At 35.1% G+C, this 17,029-nt stretch carries 17 protein-coding genes; 15 read left to right on the top strand and 2 right to left on the bottom strand.

Going from position 1 to position 17,029, the window contains the following annotated elements; translation table 11 throughout:
• The first annotated feature begins 44 nt into the window (after positions 1 to 44).
• The 4 genes from D778_RS13715 to D778_RS13700 are packed head-to-tail and all read left to right on the top strand — an operon-like array spanning position 45 to position 3,141.
• Positions 45 to 674, top strand: a complete 630-nt coding sequence (locus D778_RS13715) for a hypothetical protein (protein ID WP_007651770.1) — start codon at positions 45 to 47, stop codon at positions 672 to 674.
• 5 nt (positions 675 to 679) lie between these two features.
• On the top strand, positions 680 to 2,017 hold the full coding sequence (locus tag D778_RS13710; RefSeq protein WP_007651763.1) for a 2TM domain-containing protein: 1,338 nt from the start codon (positions 680 to 682) through the stop codon (positions 2,015 to 2,017).
• Complete coding sequence (locus tag D778_RS13705; RefSeq protein ID WP_238307694.1) at positions 2,008 to 2,331, top strand: 2TM domain-containing protein; 324 nt, start codon at positions 2,008 to 2,010, stop codon at positions 2,329 to 2,331. Before D778_RS13710 ends, D778_RS13705 begins: the two co-directional genes overlap by 10 nt.
• Before the next feature lie 45 nt (positions 2,332 to 2,376).
• The gene (locus D778_RS13700; RefSeq protein ID WP_007651758.1) at positions 2,377 to 3,141 is read left to right on the top strand and encodes a LytR/AlgR family response regulator transcription factor; all 765 of its coding nucleotides are present in this window, start codon (positions 2,377 to 2,379) and stop codon (positions 3,139 to 3,141) included.
• Positions 3,142 to 3,150: 9 nt separating this feature from the next.
• On the opposite strand, the gene D778_RS13695 is transcribed toward D778_RS13700, so the two are convergent.
• On the bottom strand, positions 3,151 to 4,326 hold the full coding sequence (locus tag D778_RS13695; RefSeq protein WP_007651756.1) for an LETM1-related biofilm-associated protein: 1,176 nt from the start codon (positions 4,324 to 4,326) through the stop codon (positions 3,151 to 3,153).
• Positions 4,327 to 4,528: 202 nt separating this feature from the next.
• Between D778_RS13695 and D778_RS13690 the strand changes: the two genes are divergently transcribed.
• A complete protein-coding gene (locus D778_RS13690; RefSeq protein WP_007651753.1) occupies positions 4,529 to 6,757 on the top strand; it encodes a TonB-dependent receptor in 2,229 nt (742 codons plus the stop codon).
• Between the two features lie 71 nt (positions 6,758 to 6,828).
• On the opposite strand, the gene D778_RS13685 is transcribed toward D778_RS13690, so the two are convergent.
• Complete coding sequence (locus tag D778_RS13685; protein WP_007651747.1) at positions 6,829 to 7,434, bottom strand: superoxide dismutase family protein; 606 nt, start codon at positions 7,432 to 7,434, stop codon at positions 6,829 to 6,831.
• 135 nt (positions 7,435 to 7,569) lie between these two features.
• Between D778_RS13685 and hemN the strand changes: the two genes are divergently transcribed.
• The 10 genes from hemN to D778_RS13635 all read left to right on the top strand — a co-directional run bounded on the left by hemN (position 7,570) and on the right by D778_RS13635 (position 16,975).
• Positions 7,570 to 8,934, top strand: coding sequence for an oxygen-independent coproporphyrinogen III oxidase (hemN, locus tag D778_RS13680; protein ID WP_007651745.1), 1,365 nt, complete (start codon positions 7,570 to 7,572; stop codon positions 8,932 to 8,934).
• 16 nt (positions 8,935 to 8,950) lie between these two features.
• Positions 8,951 to 9,784 carry a universal stress protein gene (locus tag D778_RS13675; RefSeq protein ID WP_007651743.1) on the top strand — a complete coding sequence of 278 codons (834 nt, stop codon included), beginning with the start codon at positions 8,951 to 8,953 and terminating at the stop codon, positions 9,782 to 9,784.
• A 163-nt stretch (positions 9,785 to 9,947) separates the two neighbouring features.
• Positions 9,948 to 10,454, top strand: coding sequence for a c-type cytochrome (locus D778_RS13670; RefSeq protein ID WP_007651741.1), 507 nt, complete (start codon positions 9,948 to 9,950; stop codon positions 10,452 to 10,454).
• Positions 10,455 to 10,462: 8 nt separating this feature from the next.
• Positions 10,463 to 11,041: a fasciclin domain-containing protein gene (locus D778_RS13665; protein ID WP_007651739.1), complete on the top strand. Its 579-nt coding sequence runs from the start codon at positions 10,463 to 10,465 to the stop codon at positions 11,039 to 11,041.
• A gap of 27 nt (positions 11,042 to 11,068) precedes the next feature.
• Positions 11,069 to 13,027, top strand: coding sequence for a Sec-dependent nitrous-oxide reductase (gene nosZ, locus D778_RS13660; RefSeq protein WP_007651736.1), 1,959 nt, complete (start codon positions 11,069 to 11,071; stop codon positions 13,025 to 13,027).
• A 141-nt stretch (positions 13,028 to 13,168) separates the two neighbouring features.
• A complete protein-coding gene (locus D778_RS13655) occupies positions 13,169 to 13,798 on the top strand; it encodes a hypothetical protein (protein WP_007651734.1) in 630 nt (209 codons plus the stop codon).
• 23 nt (positions 13,799 to 13,821) lie between these two features.
• Complete coding sequence (locus D778_RS13650) at positions 13,822 to 14,262, top strand: nitrous oxide reductase accessory protein NosL (protein ID WP_007651733.1); 441 nt, start codon at positions 13,822 to 13,824, stop codon at positions 14,260 to 14,262.
• Position 14,263: 1 nt separating this feature from the next.
• Positions 14,264 to 15,499, top strand: a complete 1,236-nt coding sequence (locus D778_RS13645) for a nitrous oxide reductase family maturation protein NosD (protein WP_007651732.1) — start codon at positions 14,264 to 14,266, stop codon at positions 15,497 to 15,499.
• Positions 15,493 to 16,200, top strand: a complete 708-nt coding sequence (locus tag D778_RS13640; RefSeq protein ID WP_007651728.1) for an ABC transporter ATP-binding protein — start codon at positions 15,493 to 15,495, stop codon at positions 16,198 to 16,200. The genes D778_RS13645 and D778_RS13640 overlap by 7 nt, the downstream gene beginning before the upstream one ends.
• A complete protein-coding gene (locus D778_RS13635; protein ID WP_007651726.1) occupies positions 16,193 to 16,975 on the top strand; it encodes an ABC transporter permease in 783 nt (260 codons plus the stop codon). Before D778_RS13640 ends, D778_RS13635 begins: the two co-directional genes overlap by 8 nt.
• Positions 16,976 to 17,029: the final 54 nt, after the last annotated feature.

Raw genomic sequence — 17,029 nt, 5'->3', positions numbered from 1 at the left:
TGTTATTGTTTGCATATTTGTTTCAATATTAAAATCAAATAATCATGAAACACTTTAAATTACTTACAATTTGTTTGGTTGTTTTAATTACAGCAAACTTACAAGCGCAAACCGATTACGAAAAAGGCATGCAAAAAGCTTTCGATTTATGGGGAACCAATCCCATTGAAGCATCACAAATGTTTGAAAGAATAGCCCATGCAGAACCAGATAACTGGTTGCCTCCTTATTATGCAGCAGAAACCTTGATTTTGGATGGATTTACAAAAATGGATAACAAAGAGGTTTTGGAGGCCCAACTAAATCAAGCACAGAATTTTTTAAATGACGCTACTGCCATTTCAAAAAACAATCCAGAGATCATGGTTTTGCAAGCTTTACTTTATACTGTTTATGTAGCCAGCGATGGAGCTACTTACGGCATGACCTTGTCTGGAAAAATCATGTCTTTGTATGAACAGGCCGAAGCTTTGGCACCAAACAACCCAAGGGTTGTACTGAACAAAGCCGATTGGGAAATGGGAGGAGCACGTTATTTTGGTCAGGATACAACACCATTTTGTAAAGATGTAGAAAGAGCTTTGCAACTTTTTGCTACCTTTAAACCAGAATCGAAATTTGCTCCATCATGGGGAAAAGAACGCGCTGAAGAGATTTTAAAAGACTGTAAATAAAAATCATGAGCAGAAACACTAAAAATATATTAATAACCTTTGGCATTGGCTGTATAGTATTTGTAATTGGGAACGCTATTTTTAGTGGTTTTGAATTTGAAGACAGCAACGAGCTGCTTATTAATTTTACCTTCTATCAACTTTATGCATTTGTTTTGGGATATTCCAATATGTATTTTTTTAATTATTTGGAGAAATATCCCTGGAAAGAAAAAGAGGCTGTAAAACGTATTGTTATTGGTATTATTGGTTCCATTGCACTCACTTTGGTAGGTTTGTTTTTTTTACGAATGGCCACAGCGCTGTTTTACAACAAGCAATCATTTGAAACCTTTATGGCTAACGAATCCTACAGGGATTATACCTTTGGGTTGTGGATTACCTTAAGTATTGTAATAACCTTTCATGCTGTTTATTTCTTTAAAAAGAACCAGGAAAAAAAAGTTAAGGAATCTCAAATAGTTGCACAAACGCAAACAGCTAAATTCGATGCTTTAAAAAACCAGCTGGATCCACATTTTTTGTTTAACAGTTTAAATGTCTTAACCAGCTTAATTGAAGAGAATCCAGATAAAGCACAAGATTTTACAACGTCCTTATCTAAAGTTTATCGCTATGTTCTGGAACAAAAAAATAAGGATTTAGTGTCTGTGGATGAAGAGCTAAAATTTGCCAAGACCTATATGTCTTTACTAAAAATGCGCTTCGAGGACAGTATTGTTTTCGATATTCCGGAACAGGCTTCAAATCCAGAAAGTAAGGTGGTGCCCTTATCTCTTCAGCTTTTATTGGAGAATGCCGTAAAACACAATATGGTTACGGAAAAAAATCCGTTGCACATTAAAATTTACGAAAAAGACGGGCTTTTAATAGTAGAAAATAATTTACAGATAAAACAAATAGTAAAAAAGAGTAGCGGTGTAGGGTTGAGTAATATCATGCAACGCTACCAATTATTAACCAAACGAAAAGTTATCATCAATCAACAAGCAGACAGTTTTGCAGTTGCAATACCTATGCTTACAAAACAAATTACCATTATGGAAACAAAATCAGAACACAACAGGGAAGACGCTTATTATAGAGCTAAAAAACAAGTAGAAGAAATTAAAGGGTTTTATGGGAACCTGCTTTCTTATTGCATTGTCATACCTTTTATAATATTTATTAACTATCAAACCTCATGGGGCTTTCAATGGTTTTGGTTCCCTATGTTGGGTTGGGGAATGGGCTTGCTGTTTCATGCCTTTGCTGTATTTGGATACGGTAAATCTTGGGAACAACGCAAGATTCAAGAAATTATGGAGAAAGAAGAGACGTATAATCAAAATAAATGGAAATAATCATGGAACGGGATTTCTCAAAGCTGGAACGCTTGGAACGTGTAAAAAAGCGGGTTAAAAAAATCAAAGGGTTTTATGTGCATTTATTGGTATATGTGGTTGTAAACCTGATGATTGTGGTTCTAAATATCCAAGATTTGGAGCCTGGTGAAAGCTATTTTCAATATAAAAATTTCTTTACTTTGTTTTTCTGGGGAATTGGTTTGGCTGTCCATGGATTAAGCGTGTTTTTGCCAGATTTTATTTTAGGAAAAAACTGGGAAGAACGTAAAATAAAACAACTCATGGAAGAAGATAAAAAACACTGGAAATAAACTTTTTCACAACAATTAATTTAAAACCAATCAACCTTATAAACTATGAAAGTCATTATTATTGAAGACGAAAAACCATCTGCAAGACGTTTACAGAGAATGCTGGATAAAATAGGCATTCAAGCAGAAACCATGTTGCATTCCGTGGAGGAATCCGTTGCTTGGTTTCAGGAGAATGAGCATCCAGATTTAATCTTTTTGGACATTCAACTGAGCGATGGTCTATCGTTTGAAATTTTCGATTTGATAGATGTAAAATCTTCCATCATTTTTACCACTGCCTATGATGAATACGCGCTTCAAGCCTTCAAACTAAATAGTGTGGATTACCTGTTGAAACCCATAGATGCTGAGGAAATGGAGAAAGCCATCCATAAATTCAATTCAAAACATAAAACCATTCAGCCTATTACCTTAAATTTTGACGATATTAAAAAACTGTTGGTAAATCCAATAGAAAGAGACGACAAGGAGTACAAAAAGCGTTTTTCGGTAAAAGTCGGTCAGCATTTAAAGCTTGTTCCCATTGATGACATTGAATGTGTTTACAGCGAAAATAAAGGCACCTATCTATACACAACCGAAGGCAGGAACTATTTGATAGATCAAACTTTGGAGCAACTTGAAACCGAACTGCAACCTGAAACCTTTTTTAGGGTTAACAGAACGTTTTTTGTAAATATCAATGCCATAAAAGATATGGTTAGCTATACCAATTCGCGTTTGCAAATTAAATTGCATTCCTATAACGAGCAAGAGGTTATTGTATCAAGGGAGCGTGTTAAGGATTTTAAAAGCTGGCTGGAGTAAAGTAAGGGCTTATTCCTCAATTCTATTGTCATCAAAAGACGAAGGTAAGAGTTTGGGAATAAACTTAATCACCAAAGGTAGCAGCAATGCGCCCCCAGGAAGCATGAAAATGGCCAAACTTGGTATGGATTTAAAAATATCCAACAATTGTGTTTGCACTTTCTTTTGTTCTTCGTCGCTTAAATCCCTAACCGTGGATTTGGACAACAACACCATGAGCTCCTTACTCTCCATAAGCTCTTTTTGCAAACGCTTGCTGTTTCTGGAAATAAGTTTGTTAACCATTTTACTCGAGTTGGAATAAAAGGTTTTTACAATGTTTTTAGAACTTAATAGAGCTATTTTATCTTTATTGCTTTTATAGAACAACTCTATAAAGCGTATGGAATTATAAATGCGTACCTGCTCAAGCTGCAGTTGTTCGCCAAGTTTTAAAAGCAGTGTTTTTTCATTTTTGTCAATATTTAAATCTCCCCAAGTTGCCATGCAGGCAATATCCATAATATAATAAGTTTCCAAATCGGTATTTATAAACTCCAAGGCTTCTTGGAATGTTAGTGTTTTATGGGATTTGTACCTTATGGATTGGTCGACCAACTTTAACAAACTGTTGTCGTATTCTGTTTTTTTGCTTTTGGAATTTAAAACCTCCCTTACTATGGTCTCTATGGCAGATTCCAAATGCTGAATGTGTTTTTCTGAAATTTCCTGCGTTAGTAAAAATGCTTTATAGGCCAATATATCAGTAAACAGCAAAGCATTTGTAATAAAATAATTAAAGCTCCTGTCAATTAAATTGTCATCTATTTGAATGCGTTTGTGAATTATTTTTTCCAGTAAGGAGGCAGTTTTCTTTTCGCCTAAAATTTCAGAAAATATGGAAGTGGAGTGTGCATTGATTTCAATATAAAAATTGATAATGCTTTCAATAAATTCAACATCAGAAGTTTTGTTTTCTTCAAAAATATATTTCAAAGCAAGTAAAAAATTTACTTTGCATATTTCTTCTTCGGTTAATTCTGAAGCATCAAAATGGTCTTTTAAAACCTTAACGTTGCTACCATAAATAAAGCCACTTTCCCTTAAAATATCGTAAAAGGTGTTCTCGTCTGTATGATTCCAGATAGGGTTTGTGTCTAATTCTTTTAGTAACTTTTTTATCCAGCCACTTGCTGATGGATTCATGATTGACAAATTTCTTCGCAGTAAAGATAAATTTTATATCTAAAATCAACCAATACTATAAGTGTAAAAAATATTTATAAAGCTCTGTGATTTTTTAAAAGGGTTAAAAGCAAAAGTTAAAAAGCTGTTAACATTGTAAAAGGGTTATGGCTGTCGTTATATTTTTACAGGTTTATCGTTTAATCACGTTATTTAATTACTTATGAAAAGAATCTTTACTATTTTATTGTTTTTAATTATTGGCAGCTCACAGGCTCAGAACATCAAAGGTGTTGTTACCAATAGCAACCAACAACCGTTGGAGGATGTTTATATTTACAACACTAACTCATCATCTCATGCGCATACCATTGCCAATGGCTCTTTTGTGTTAGAGAACAATCAGGTAGGCGATTCTTTAACCGTTGGTTTGTTGGGTTACGAAAAGACTTTTTTGGTGTTGAACGAAAACCATTTCAAAGATAGCCTTACCATTGTTTTAAAAGGAAAGACCATTTTATTGGATGAATTGGTGATTACGGAACAAATAGACGCTTTAAACAGCATTTCCAAAGTGGATTTGGAAACCAATCCAGTTAATTCTTCACAAGAAATTTTACGTAAAGTCCCAGGTCTGATTATTGGGCAACATGCTGGAGGAGGAAAGGCCGAACAAATATTCTTACGTGGTTTTGATATTGACCATGGTACAGATATCAGTCTCTCTGTAGATGGTATGCCTGTAAATATGGTGTCTCATGCTCACGGACAGGGTTATAGCGATTTACACTTTCTTATTCCGGAAACCATTAATAATATCAACTTTGGTAAAGGACCATACTATGCCAACAAAGGCGACTTCAATACCGCTGGATATGTGGACTTTAATACCAAGGAAGATATTGGCTCCAGTGAAATAAACTTCAGTTACGGACAATTTAATTCCATGCGAACGCTTGGAATGTTCAACCTGTTGGGAAATACACCCAACCAAAATGCTTATGTAGCTTTGGAGTACATTCAATTTGATGGACCTTATCATTCTCCTCAAAATTTCAACCGTATCAACCTTTTTGGGAAATACACCACGTATCTTAAAGGAAACGACAGATTATCTGTATCGCTTTCTCATTTTAAAAGTCGTTGGGACGCTTCGGGACAAATACCACAAAGGGCTGTAGACTCTGGTATGATAGATCGATGGGGTTCTATTGATGATACCGAAGGAGGAAATACCTCCAGAACCAATTTTAATGTAGAGTACAACTCCTTATTATCCGAAAATTTACAGTTTAAGTCCAATGTGTTTTATTCGCAATACAATTTTGAACTGTATTCCAATTTCACCTTCTTTTTGGAAGACCCAATCAATGGCGACCAAATAAAACAAAAAGAAGCTAGGGATATTTTTGGTTTCAATGCAGAATTTACACGAGATGGCAATTTAGGTGCAGTTGAAGCTACTTATACGGGAGGTTTTGGCATGCGTTACGATTTTGTAAACGATGTGGAATTGTCGCATACATTAAATAGAAACGAAACGTTAAATTATATGGCTTTGGGCGATGTGAACGAAACCAATATGTTTGCCTATATAAATGCCGAACTGGACTTTGGTAAATTTATAGTAGCGCCAGCGTTGCGTTTGGATTATTTTAAGTTTATGTACAATGATGCTTTGGTGAGTGATTATGAAACCCTTTCAGAAACAAAAACCATAGTAAACCCTAAGGTGAATTTCTTTTTTAACCAAAATGAAAACCTACAATGGTTTTTAAAAACTGGTATAGGTTTCCATTCAAACGATGCTAGGGTTGTGGTGCAACAACAAGGCGAGGATATTTTACCAAGAGCTTATGGAGCAGATTTTGGGGCTATTTGGAAACCAGTTCCTAAAGTGGTTTTTAATACAGCTTTGTGGTACTTGTTTTTGGAACAGGAATTTGTGTATGTTGGAGATGCTGGAATTGTGGAGCCTAGTGGAGAATCCAAACGATATGGGTTGGATTTGGGCTTAAGGTACCAAATTATTGATTGGTTGTATTTTGATACAGACGCAACCTTAACACATGCTAGAAGTGTAGAGGAACCTTCCGGGGAAGATTACATTCCTTTAGCACCGGATTTCACACTTACAGGAGGCTTGTCGGTGAATAATTTTAAAGGGTTTTCTGGAGCGATTCGTTATCGATTTATAGATGATAGACCAGCAAATGAAGACAATTCCATAGTTGCCGAAGGTTATTTTGTAACCGATCTGAACTTAAGCTATGAGTTTGCCAATAATTTGGTTCTGGGAATTGCCATAGAAAACCTTTTCGATACCGAATGGAATGAAACGCAATTTGCCACAGAGTCCAGATTGCAAAACGAATTGGAACCTGTAGAAGAAATTCACTTTACTCCTGGAACACCTTTCTTTTTTAAAGCCAATATTAGTTATAGATTTTAGTACCTGTTGAGTTGAAGAATAAAAAAAATGCTGCCATCTGGCAGCATTTTTATTTGTGTTTAGGTTTATATTTATTCTAAGTTTATAATACCACCACAGCTTACACGACCACCAGCATCACCAGTGGGTTGCGATGTAAAGTCGTCTGCACCTTGATGCACAATCACGGCTTTATCCAAAATATCCTTGTTAGGATCTCCACAACCTATACACCATTGGTCTGTACTGAATGTAATGGTACCATTTCCGTTTTCGTCAGCTTCAAAATTTCCTATATCACCTTTGTGATATCCTTTTACGTCACCCCATTTTCCGTGAGGTTCGTTTGTTGGGTTCCAGTGTCCACCTGTAGATGTTCCATCTGGTGCAGAACAATCAGATTTTTCATGTAAATGGATGGCATGGGTTCCAGGGGTTAAACCGTCAAAAACAGCAACCATGGTTACTTTTCCTTCTGTTTCGGTAAATACAGCGCTTCCGTTTACTTTACTGTCACTTTTAGGTTCTAGTTTAATTTTTATTTTCTTAACATCTTCATTTACGGTTTCTTCAACAGGTTCTACTACGTTTTCTTCGGTAGTGGTTCCTTCGGCTTCAGTGTTTTCTTTTTTGTCGTTTTTACAGCTTATTGCAAAACTCAAGCTTAGCAATAACGCAAACAATATCGGTTTTTTCATTTTAAATTAATGTTTAAGGTTTATCCAAAGTTACGTAAATAATAGAAGGATTTAAAATTTTAAACCCTCTAATATGATAAAAGTCATGTTTTAAAAATCGCATTAAATATACTTTTGTACCTGAATTGTTTAGGTATGAAAAACTCTTTAATAAATAAATATAATGTAGCTGGACCTCGATACACGAGCTATCCAACGGTTCCTTATTGGGACATAAACACCTTTTCATCTAAAAAATGGAAAGAATCCTTAATAAAATCTTTTAACGAAAGCAACCAAACAGAGGGATTAAGCCTTTATTTGCATTTGCCTTTTTGCGAGAGCCTGTGCACTTTTTGTGGTTGTAACAAGCGTATCACCAAAAGACACGAGGTAGAGTCGCCATATATAACTGCTGTTTTAAAAGAATGGGATTTATATTGCAAGTTGTTTGATACCAAACCCAATATTAAAGAAATACATTTGGGTGGAGGCACACCAACGTTCTTTTCCACAGACAACCTAAAGCGTTTAATTGAAGGGCTTTTAAAAAGGGCAACTTTGGCAGAAGGCTATGAGTTTAGTTTTGAAGGCCATCCAAACAATACGACCAAAGAACATTTGCAAACCTTGTACGATTTAGGGTTTAGACGTGTTAGTTTTGGAGTTCAGGATTATAACAAAACCGTTCAAATAGCCATTCATAGAATTCAACCGTTTGAAAATGTCAAGCGTGTTACAGAACAAGCAAGGGAAATAGGTTACACGTCTGTAAGTCATGATATAATTTTTGGTTTACCTTTTCAAACCATAGAACATGTTCAAGAAACCATAAATAAAACCAAAGAGCTTATGCCAGACCGATTGGCATTTTACAGTTATGCACATGTACCATGGATAAAAGGCAATGGGCAACGTGGTTTTAAAGAAGAAGATTTACCTACTCCAGAAACCAAAAGAAGACAATATGAACTAGGTAAAGAGCTGCTTGCAGAAGCTGGCTTTGTGGAAATTGGCATGGATCATTTTGCCCTTAAATCAGATTCATTGTACAAATCCATAGAGCAACAAAAACTACACAGGAATTTTATGGGCTATACAGCTTCCAAAACACAGGCCATGATTGGCTTGGGAGTTTCTTCCATAAGCGATAGCTGGTATGGCTTTGCACAAAACGTAAAAAGCCTGGAAGAATATTATCATTTAATAGACGAAAACATCATTCCTATATATAGAGGTCATATTTTAAATGACATCGATCTCACAATCAGGAAACATATTTTAAACCTAATGTGCCAGTTTTATACTTCTTGGAACTCAGACGCACAGTATTTTAAAGAACTTCCGGAAGTTTTAAAAAAGCTGGAGGAAATGGAAACAGATGGTTTGTTGGAAATAAACAGCACAAGCCTTCAGGTAACCGAAAAAGGAAAACCATTTGTAAGGAACATTTGTATGGCTTTCGATTTGTTATTGCAAGAAAAAATGCCAGAAACCCAATTGTTTTCTATGACGATATAAAAACACAACCAAAAAAATGAAAAAAATAATTGTACCAGTCGATTTTTCTGAGCATTCCGAATATGCTTTAGAAGCAGCATCCATGTTGGCCAAAAAGAACAACGCCGAAATTTTAGCATTGCACATGCTGGAAATTTCCAATGCTGTTTTAACAAAAGCAGATAATATGAAACAAATGGAATCTCTGTTTTTTTTAAGATTGGCCGAACAAAAATTCGAAGATTTTTTAAACAAAGAATATCTTAAAGGAGTTGCGGTAACACCCATTGTTAAACACTTTAAAGTGTTTAGCGAAGTCAACGAAGTGGCCAAGGAACACCATGCCGATTTAATAGTGATGGGGTCTCAAGGGGCTAGTGGACTTAAAGAAGTGCTGGTTGGCTCCAATACCGAAAAAGTGGTAAGGCATTCAGATATTCCAGTGCTCATAATCAAACACAATCCTATTTTAATGGATTTCGAAAACATGGTTTTTGCTTGCGATTTTTCGGAAGAAGCCATAGAACAATATGTAAAAGCCAAAGAAATGGCTGTAAAACTGGGAGCTAAAATGCACTTGGTATATGTAAATTTACCAGGCTCTAAGTTTAAAAGCTCGGCAGAGATAGAAAAACAAGTAGCGGTTTTTCTAAGAAAAGCCGATGGTGGCATTGAAAAAATGAACGAAGTGAATTATGTAAACGATTATAGCATTGAGAAAGGGATTTTAAATTTCTCCAACGTTATAGGAGCCGATTTAATAGCAGTGGCAACACATGGTAGAAAGGGCATAGCACACTTCTTTGAAGGAAGCATTTCTGAAGATATTGCCAACCATTCCACCTTACCAGTAATGACTTTTAAAATTTAGTTTTTTTTTCTTCATAAGAAACTTTTTCATGATGAAAAAGGGTTGAACTTTGTTTCAACCCTTTTTTTTATAAAAAAAGATGAAATAATCCTAAATATGATTAATGTCATATTTTGTTTTATAGATAGCCCTTAAATTTGTCCTATTAAATTAAATATATATCATGAAGTTAACACTAAAAATTATTACCGTTTTATTTATTTCACTACTTGTAAGTTGTGGAGGAAAAGAAGAAAAAAAAGAAGAAACATTTTCTTACCAAAAAAAGGCGCCAACTGAGAAAAAGGAAGAAGCGCCAAAAGTTGAAACAGTAAAAGCTTCCGAAAAAATAGATCTAACCAATAAAGGGGTTGGGCCTATCAAATCGGTAGAGTTACCTGCAGACATAGACCAAAGTATGGCTACCAAAGGTGAAGACATTTATAAAAAAATGTGTACAGCTTGCCATAGAGTTGACAAAAAATTCATTGGTCCAGCTCCTACAGGTATCTTAGAGCGTAGAACACCAGAATGGATTATGAACATGATTTTAAATCCTGAAGAAATGGTGCAAAACGATCCTTTGGCAAAAGAATTGTTAATTGAGTTTAACGGTTCCCCAATGGCTAACCAAAACTTAACAGAAGATGAAGCTAGAGCTGTTTTAGAGTACTTTAGAACACTTAAATAATTCATATTATGAAAACAACAACTAACCTTAAATTTTTATTCACTGCTCTTTTAGTTGTTCTGTTTATTAGCTGTAAAAATGAAGCTAATACAACAGAACAATCACAAGTCACAACCGAAGCAGCTTCTACAGAAGCACCTGAAAGACAAGGTCAAGCTTTTATTGAAGATGATGAGGCAGTACCAAATGTCTTGCAAATAGCCATAGGTTCTCCAGACCATACTACATTAGTAGCAGCTGTTCAAGCAGCTCAACTGGAAAACGCTTTGGTAAATGCAGGTCCATTAATGGTATTTGCACCAACAAACGAAGCTTTTGCTGCTTTGCCAGAAGGGACCGTAGAAGATTTACTAAAACCTGAAAACAAAGATGCCTTAGCAAATATTTTAAAATACCATGTAACACCTGGAAACTACTCTAAAGATTTTTTAAAGAAATTTAAAAAATTAGGACAAGCTAATAACGGCTATGTTACAGTAGAAGTTAAAGGAGACGATGTTTACGTAGGTGGAGCTAAAATTATAGCTAGCATTCCTGCAGGTAACGGAATCGTTCATGTGGTGGATAAAGTTATTTTACCTAATTAAAATTAAACACTAATAAATATCATTCTTATGAAAAACTTTTTTAAATTATCAATTGGACTTTTCTTTACAGCGGTAGCTTTTACAAGTTGTAATGATCAAAAGTCGAACAAATCTAATGGAGCTTTAAGTTCAAGTAATGCCGAGAAGGTATACATTGCTCCAGGTGAACACGATTCGCATTATGCGTTTCTTTCTGGAGGATATAGTGGTAACCTTACAGTGTACGGATTACCATCTGGAAGAATGTTTAAAGAAATTCCAGTATTCTCTCAATTCCCTACCAATGGTTACGGGTATTCTGAAGAAACCAAACCTATGTTAGAAACTTCTTATGGCTTTGTGCCTTGGGACGATTCACATCACCCAGACATCTCTCAAACTAATGGTAAATTAGATGGTCGTTGGATTTTTATTAATGGTAACAATACACCTCGTATTGCCAGAATTAGTTTAACCACTTTTGAAACTGAAGAAATCATTGAAGTTCCAAACAGTGCTGGTAACCACAGTTCTTCTTTTATCACAGAAAATACAGAGTATGTAGTTGCAGGAACACGTTTCTCTGTTCCAGTACCACAAAGAGATATGTCTATTAAAGACTATAAAGGAAACTTTAAAGGAGCTTTAACATTTATCTCTGTAGATCCGGAACATGGACATATGGATATTAAATTCCAAGTGTTAATGCCAGGATTTAACTACGATTTATCTCACCCAGGACGTGGAAAATCTCACGGATGGTTTTTCTTTACAACCTATAATACTGAAGAAGCAAACTCTCTGTTAGAGGTTAATGCATCTCAAAACGATAAAGATTTTATTGCAGCCATTAACTGGAAAAAAATCGAAGAATACGTTAATAATGGTGGTGGAACGATGATGCCAGCAAAATATGCTCATAATTTGCACAGTGATGTAACTCACACTGCAACATCTACCATGAAAAACGAAGTTCGTGTGGTAAACCCTTCTGAAGTTCCTGGTGCTGTATTCTTATTGCCAACACCAAAATCTCCTCATGGTTGTGATGTAGATCCTACTGGAGAATATATTGTTGGTAACGGTAAATTATCAGCCAACTTAACAGTGCATTCATTTACTAAAATGATTGATGCCATTGAAAACAAAAAGTTTGATGGAGATGCCTATGGTATTCCTATCTTAAAATTCGAAGATGTATTGGCAGGTTCTGTAGAGCAACCAGGTTTAGGCCCTTTACACACCGAATTTGACGGTAAAGGAAATGCTTATACTACCTTCTTTATTTCTTCTGAAGTTGTAAAATGGAAATTGGGTACATGGGAAGTTATTGACAGAAAACCAACATACTACTCAGTTGGTCACTTAGCCATTCCTGGAGGAAACTCTAGAGAACCATTTGGCAAGTACATGTTTGCTATGAACAAAATAACAAAAGACCGTTATTTACCAACAGGTCCTGAGATGGAGCATTCTGCTCAGTTATATGATATTTCGGGAGATAAAATGGAATTGATATACGATTTCCCAACACACGGAGAACCGCACTATGCAGCGGCTATTCCAGCAGAAATCATTAAAGATCAATCCCAAAAAATCTTTAAACTCGCTGAAAACGAACATCCAAGAAAAACCTTAAGCGATGCTGAAGGAAAAGTAGTTAGAGATGGTAATAACGTACATATCTATATGACCATGATACGTAGTCACTTCTCACCAGATAATATTGAAGGTGTTAAAGTAGGTGATAAAGTATTTTTCCATATTACTAACTTAGAGCAAGATTTTGATGTACCTCATGGTTTTGCAATGATTGGAGCTAATAATGCCGAATTATTAATCATGCCTGGACAAACAAGAACCTTAACTTGGGAAGCTAAGCAAGTTGGTGTGTGGCCATTCTATTGTACAGACTTCTGTTCTGCTTTACACCAAGAAATGCAAGGTTATATCCGTGTGTCTCCAGCAGACTCCGATATTGAATTGTCTTGGTCTCTAGGCGAATAAAAGTTTAGATATAAATAAAGCTTAGGAAAATTTTGTTTTAGTGTTTATTTTCCTACTCTAAGGCGAGAGTTGAATATATCGCTCTCGCCTTTCTTTTTAAAACACTATTAACTAAATGGTTAATAAATAAGTATTAATTTTATGAAAAAGGCTGGAATTGTAATGGTTTTAGGTTCTTTATTGTTGTTGGGACTTTTTAAATTTCCACTTTGGAACATCATGCTTGGTGCTCCTCAATACCCTGAACCTCTAGGAATGAATATTTACATTCAAGGAATTAAAGGAGTGTCTGAGTTTGACCTTCAAAATATTGATGGGTTAAACCACTATATTGGAATGAAAACGATACCTAAACCTGAAGATATGTGGGAATTTGCCGTGTTCCCTAAAGTTATTATAGGGATGGTTGTTTTAGGTGTAGCTATTGGTTTATTAGGCTTTTTTGAGAAAATAAGTTATAAATATTTTCTAGGTTGGTTTGTACTTATGTCTGTATTAGGTATCTTAGGCATGTACGATTTTAATAATTGGTTAATATCCTATGGTAGTGATCTAGATCCACATGCCATTATAAAAGTAACAAACCCAGATGGTTCACCTATGACGTATAAGCCACCATTATTCGGTCACCAAAAATTACTTAATTTTGATGTAACTTCCTTGCCTCATATTGGTGGATACCTTATGTTTGTAGGGATGTCGTTAACACTTGTGGCTTTCTGGTTAGGCAGAAGGTTCAGCTTAAAAAAACACGGGAGAGTAATCTCCTAGAGATTAAAAAAAACACTAAAATAATGCAAAGATTTAAACACATTTCCTTTGTGGTACTACTATTGGTATTAACCAGTTGCAATGTTGGGCCACAAGCTATAGATTACGGAAAAGATGGCTGCCATTTTTGTAAAATGACCATAGTAGATAAGGTTCACGCTGCAGAAATTGTAACCAATAAAGGTAAGATTTACAAGTTTGATGCTTCTGAATGCATGATAAACTTTATGGAAGACTTTGATGCTGCCGAAGTAAAAAGTTACCTAACCAACGTCTATACAGAACCAGAAATACTTGTAGATGCTACTCAAGCTACTTTTTTAATCAGTAAAAATGTTCCAAGTCCTATGGGAGCTTTTTTAACAGCTTTTAAGACCAAAGAAGACGCTCAAAACGTTCAAGAAGAAAAAGGAGGGACACTTTACACCTGGAATGAATTATTGGTTCATTTTAAAGAAAACTAGCATGAAAATTAAAATTGTATCTTTTATAGCTATCTTTTTAGCCAGCTTTTTGCATGCACAAACCATTGAGGTCTGTGAGAAATGTCCGGTTTCAAACGTAAAAGATGCCATAAAAGTTGCTAAGGATTTTGATACCATTGTTATAAAAAAAGGCACCTACAAAGAACACGATATACTTGTAGATAAACCTTTGACCATTATTGGTAAAGACTATCCTGTAATAGATGGCGAAATGAAAGGTGAAATTATCACCGTTGTTTCAGACAGTGTTACTGTAGATGGCCTGTTCATTATTAATGTTGGTACCAGTTATACCGAAGATTATGCAGCTATTCGGGTAAAAAGGAGCAAGGACTTTGTTATTAAAAACCTGGTCCTGGAAAAACTGTTTTTTGGTATTTACATTGAAAAATCACAAAACGGAAAAATCTTTCACAATAAAATAATAGGGGATGCCGTAGAAGAGTATAACTCAGGAAATGGTATTCAATTATGGTACAGCAAAAACGTTGAAATTGAACATAATTTTGTAGAACGCGTTCGTGATGGGATTTATCTGGAATTCTCAGACTTTTGTACCATAAAAAACAATGTTAGTGCAAACAATATTAGGTATGGCCTGCACTTCATGTTCTCTAACGATGATATTTACCAAGACAATACCTTCGAAAACAATGGAGCAGGAGTGGCTGTCATGTTTTCAAAGAAAATAAAAATGTACAACAATGTTTTTAAAGAAAACTGGGGGACTGCATCTTATGGTTTGCTCTTAAAAGAGATAAACGATGCCGAAATTAAGGGCAATATTTTTTCTAACAATACCATAGGGATCAACATAGAGGGATCCAACAGGATTAATTATATCAACAACGATTTTATTAACAATGGTTGGGCTGTAAAAGTGCGTGGCGCTTGCTATACCAATCATTTTATCAGCAACAATTTCTTGTACAATTCCTTTGATATTTCCTATAACAGCAATATTAACGATAACATTTTCGATAAAAACTACTGGAGCAATTACACAGGTTACGATTTGAACAAAAACGGTATTGGAGACATACCATACAGACCTGTCAAGCTCTTTTCATATATAGTAAACAGAACACCAGAAACCATTATTTTACTGCGTAGCTTGTTTATAGATATTATTGATTTCTCCGAAAAAGTATCGCCAGTTTTTACACCAGACAATTTACTGGATAACAACCCTAAAATGAAAAGAATTACATGGTAAGCATTCAAAATTTACATAAAAAATTCGGGAAGAACCAGGTTTTAAGCGGTCTCGATCTAGAGATAAGCGAAGGAGGTATCTTTGCTGTTCTTGGCCCTAATGGTTCCGGAAAAACAACTCTTATTAAATGCTTGTTGGGAATGGTCATTCCCAATAAAGGTTCTATTTCTGTAATGGGAGAAAACGTAAAAAACGGTTCTGCATACAGACATAAAATAGATTATTTACCCCAAATAGCCAATTTCCCTAGCAATTTAAAGGTAAAGGAGTTGATAAAAATGATTAAGGACTTGCGTGGAAACACCACCTTGGACCAAGAATTGATCAGCCTTTTTAAATTGGAACCTTTTTTAGATAAAAAATTGGGCAATCTCTCTGGAGGTACCAAACAAAAAGTGAATTTGGTACTAACATTTATGTTCAATAGTCCTTTGGTGATACTGGATGAGCCAACCTCTGGACTGGATCCCATTTCATTGCTTCGGTTAAAAAAGTTAATCCAAGCCGAAAAAGACAAGGGTAAAACCATTTTAATAACCTCTCATATTATGAGTTTTGTTGAAGAAATTTCAGATGAAATTGTGTTTTTGCTTGAAGGTAAAATTTACTTCAAAGGAAGCATAAACGAACTTAAGAACAAAACCAATCAACCAGATTTCGAACATGCCATCGCATCTATATTAACAGACAATCATGCTTAAAATATTAAAATATAGTTTTTACGATTTAATGCGAAGCCGTTGGAGCTACGTTTATTTTGCATTTTACTTATTATTGGGTATCGTTTTGTTGTTTTTAAACAACGACCTCTCCAAAGCCGTTATTACCTTAATGAACGTCATTATTGTGTTGGTGCCATTAATAGGGACCATTTTTGGAGTAATGTATTACTACAACTCCAAAGAGTTTACAGAGCTTCTTTTGGCGCAACCCTTAAAACGATCTTCCATTTTTCTGGGACAGTATTTGGGCGTCGCCATTTCGTTGTCCATGAGTTTAGTTTTGGGATTGGGAATACCATTCATATTTTACGGTCTCTTTAAATCCACAGCCATTTGGGATTTTTCCTTACTGTTGATAACAGGTGCCTTTTTAACCTTTATTTTCTCTGCCTTGGCTTTCAACATTGCCTTGTCCAACGAAAATAAAATTAAAGGCTTTGGTTATGCCATCCTGTTGTGGCTGTTTCTTGCCATTATTTACGATGGTATCTTTTTAATGTCCTTGATTTTGTTTGAAGACTATCCGTTGGATAAGCTCTCCTTAATAGGAACCATGCTAAACCCTATAGACTTATCCAGGACACTTATTTTGTTAAAACTGGATATCTCTGCATTATTGGGTTACACAGGAGCCATCTTTAAACAGTTTTTTGGTACCAATTTTGGCTTAATTGTATCAATTGCCATGCTTACAGTTTGGGTTCTTATGCCAGTTTTCAGGATTATTTTTAAATCTAAAAAGAAAGATTTTTAATCGTGTTTTTAGTACCTTTGGTTTAAAGTCTGTTCAGTACTTTTATTTTTAACA

The organism is Xanthomarina gelatinilytica, from assembly GCF_000348685.1.
Taxonomy (GTDB): Bacteria; Bacteroidota; Bacteroidia; order Flavobacteriales; family Flavobacteriaceae; genus Xanthomarina; species Xanthomarina gelatinilytica.
Note: the sequence above shows the minus strand (reverse complement) of the source record. Positions and strands in the feature narration are given on the sequence as shown.

Coding starts and splice junctions, on each gene's coding strand:
- D778_RS13650 (WP_007651733.1), top strand. CDS start 13,822: ATGCAAAGATTTAAACACATTTCCTTTGTGGTACTACTATTGGTATTA.
- D778_RS13670 (WP_007651741.1), top strand. CDS start 9,948: ATGAAGTTAACACTAAAAATTATTACCGTTTTATTTATTTCACTACTT.
- D778_RS13645 (WP_007651732.1), top strand. CDS start 14,264: ATGAAAATTAAAATTGTATCTTTTATAGCTATCTTTTTAGCCAGCTTT.
- D778_RS13705 (WP_238307694.1), top strand. CDS start 2,008: ATGGAAATAATCATGGAACGGGATTTCTCAAAGCTGGAACGCTTGGAA.
- D778_RS13635 (WP_007651726.1), top strand. CDS start 16,193: ATGCTTAAAATATTAAAATATAGTTTTTACGATTTAATGCGAAGCCGT.
- D778_RS13715 (WP_007651770.1), top strand. CDS start 45: ATGAAACACTTTAAATTACTTACAATTTGTTTGGTTGTTTTAATTACA.
- D778_RS13710 (WP_007651763.1), top strand. CDS start 680: ATGAGCAGAAACACTAAAAATATATTAATAACCTTTGGCATTGGCTGT.
- D778_RS13695 (WP_007651756.1), bottom strand. CDS start 4,326: ATGAATCCATCAGCAAGTGGCTGGATAAAAAAGTTACTAAAAGAATTA.
- D778_RS13675 (WP_007651743.1), top strand. CDS start 8,951: ATGAAAAAAATAATTGTACCAGTCGATTTTTCTGAGCATTCCGAATAT.
- D778_RS13700 (WP_007651758.1), top strand. CDS start 2,377: ATGAAAGTCATTATTATTGAAGACGAAAAACCATCTGCAAGACGTTTA.
- D778_RS13685 (WP_007651747.1), bottom strand. CDS start 7,434: ATGAAAAAACCGATATTGTTTGCGTTATTGCTAAGCTTGAGTTTTGCA.
- D778_RS13655 (WP_007651734.1), top strand. CDS start 13,169: ATGAAAAAGGCTGGAATTGTAATGGTTTTAGGTTCTTTATTGTTGTTG.
- D778_RS13640 (WP_007651728.1), top strand. CDS start 15,493: ATGGTAAGCATTCAAAATTTACATAAAAAATTCGGGAAGAACCAGGTT.
- nosZ (WP_007651736.1), top strand. CDS start 11,069: ATGAAAAACTTTTTTAAATTATCAATTGGACTTTTCTTTACAGCGGTA.
- D778_RS13665 (WP_007651739.1), top strand. CDS start 10,463: ATGAAAACAACAACTAACCTTAAATTTTTATTCACTGCTCTTTTAGTT.
- D778_RS13690 (WP_007651753.1), top strand. CDS start 4,529: ATGAAAAGAATCTTTACTATTTTATTGTTTTTAATTATTGGCAGCTCA.
- hemN (WP_007651745.1), top strand. CDS start 7,570: ATGAAAAACTCTTTAATAAATAAATATAATGTAGCTGGACCTCGATAC.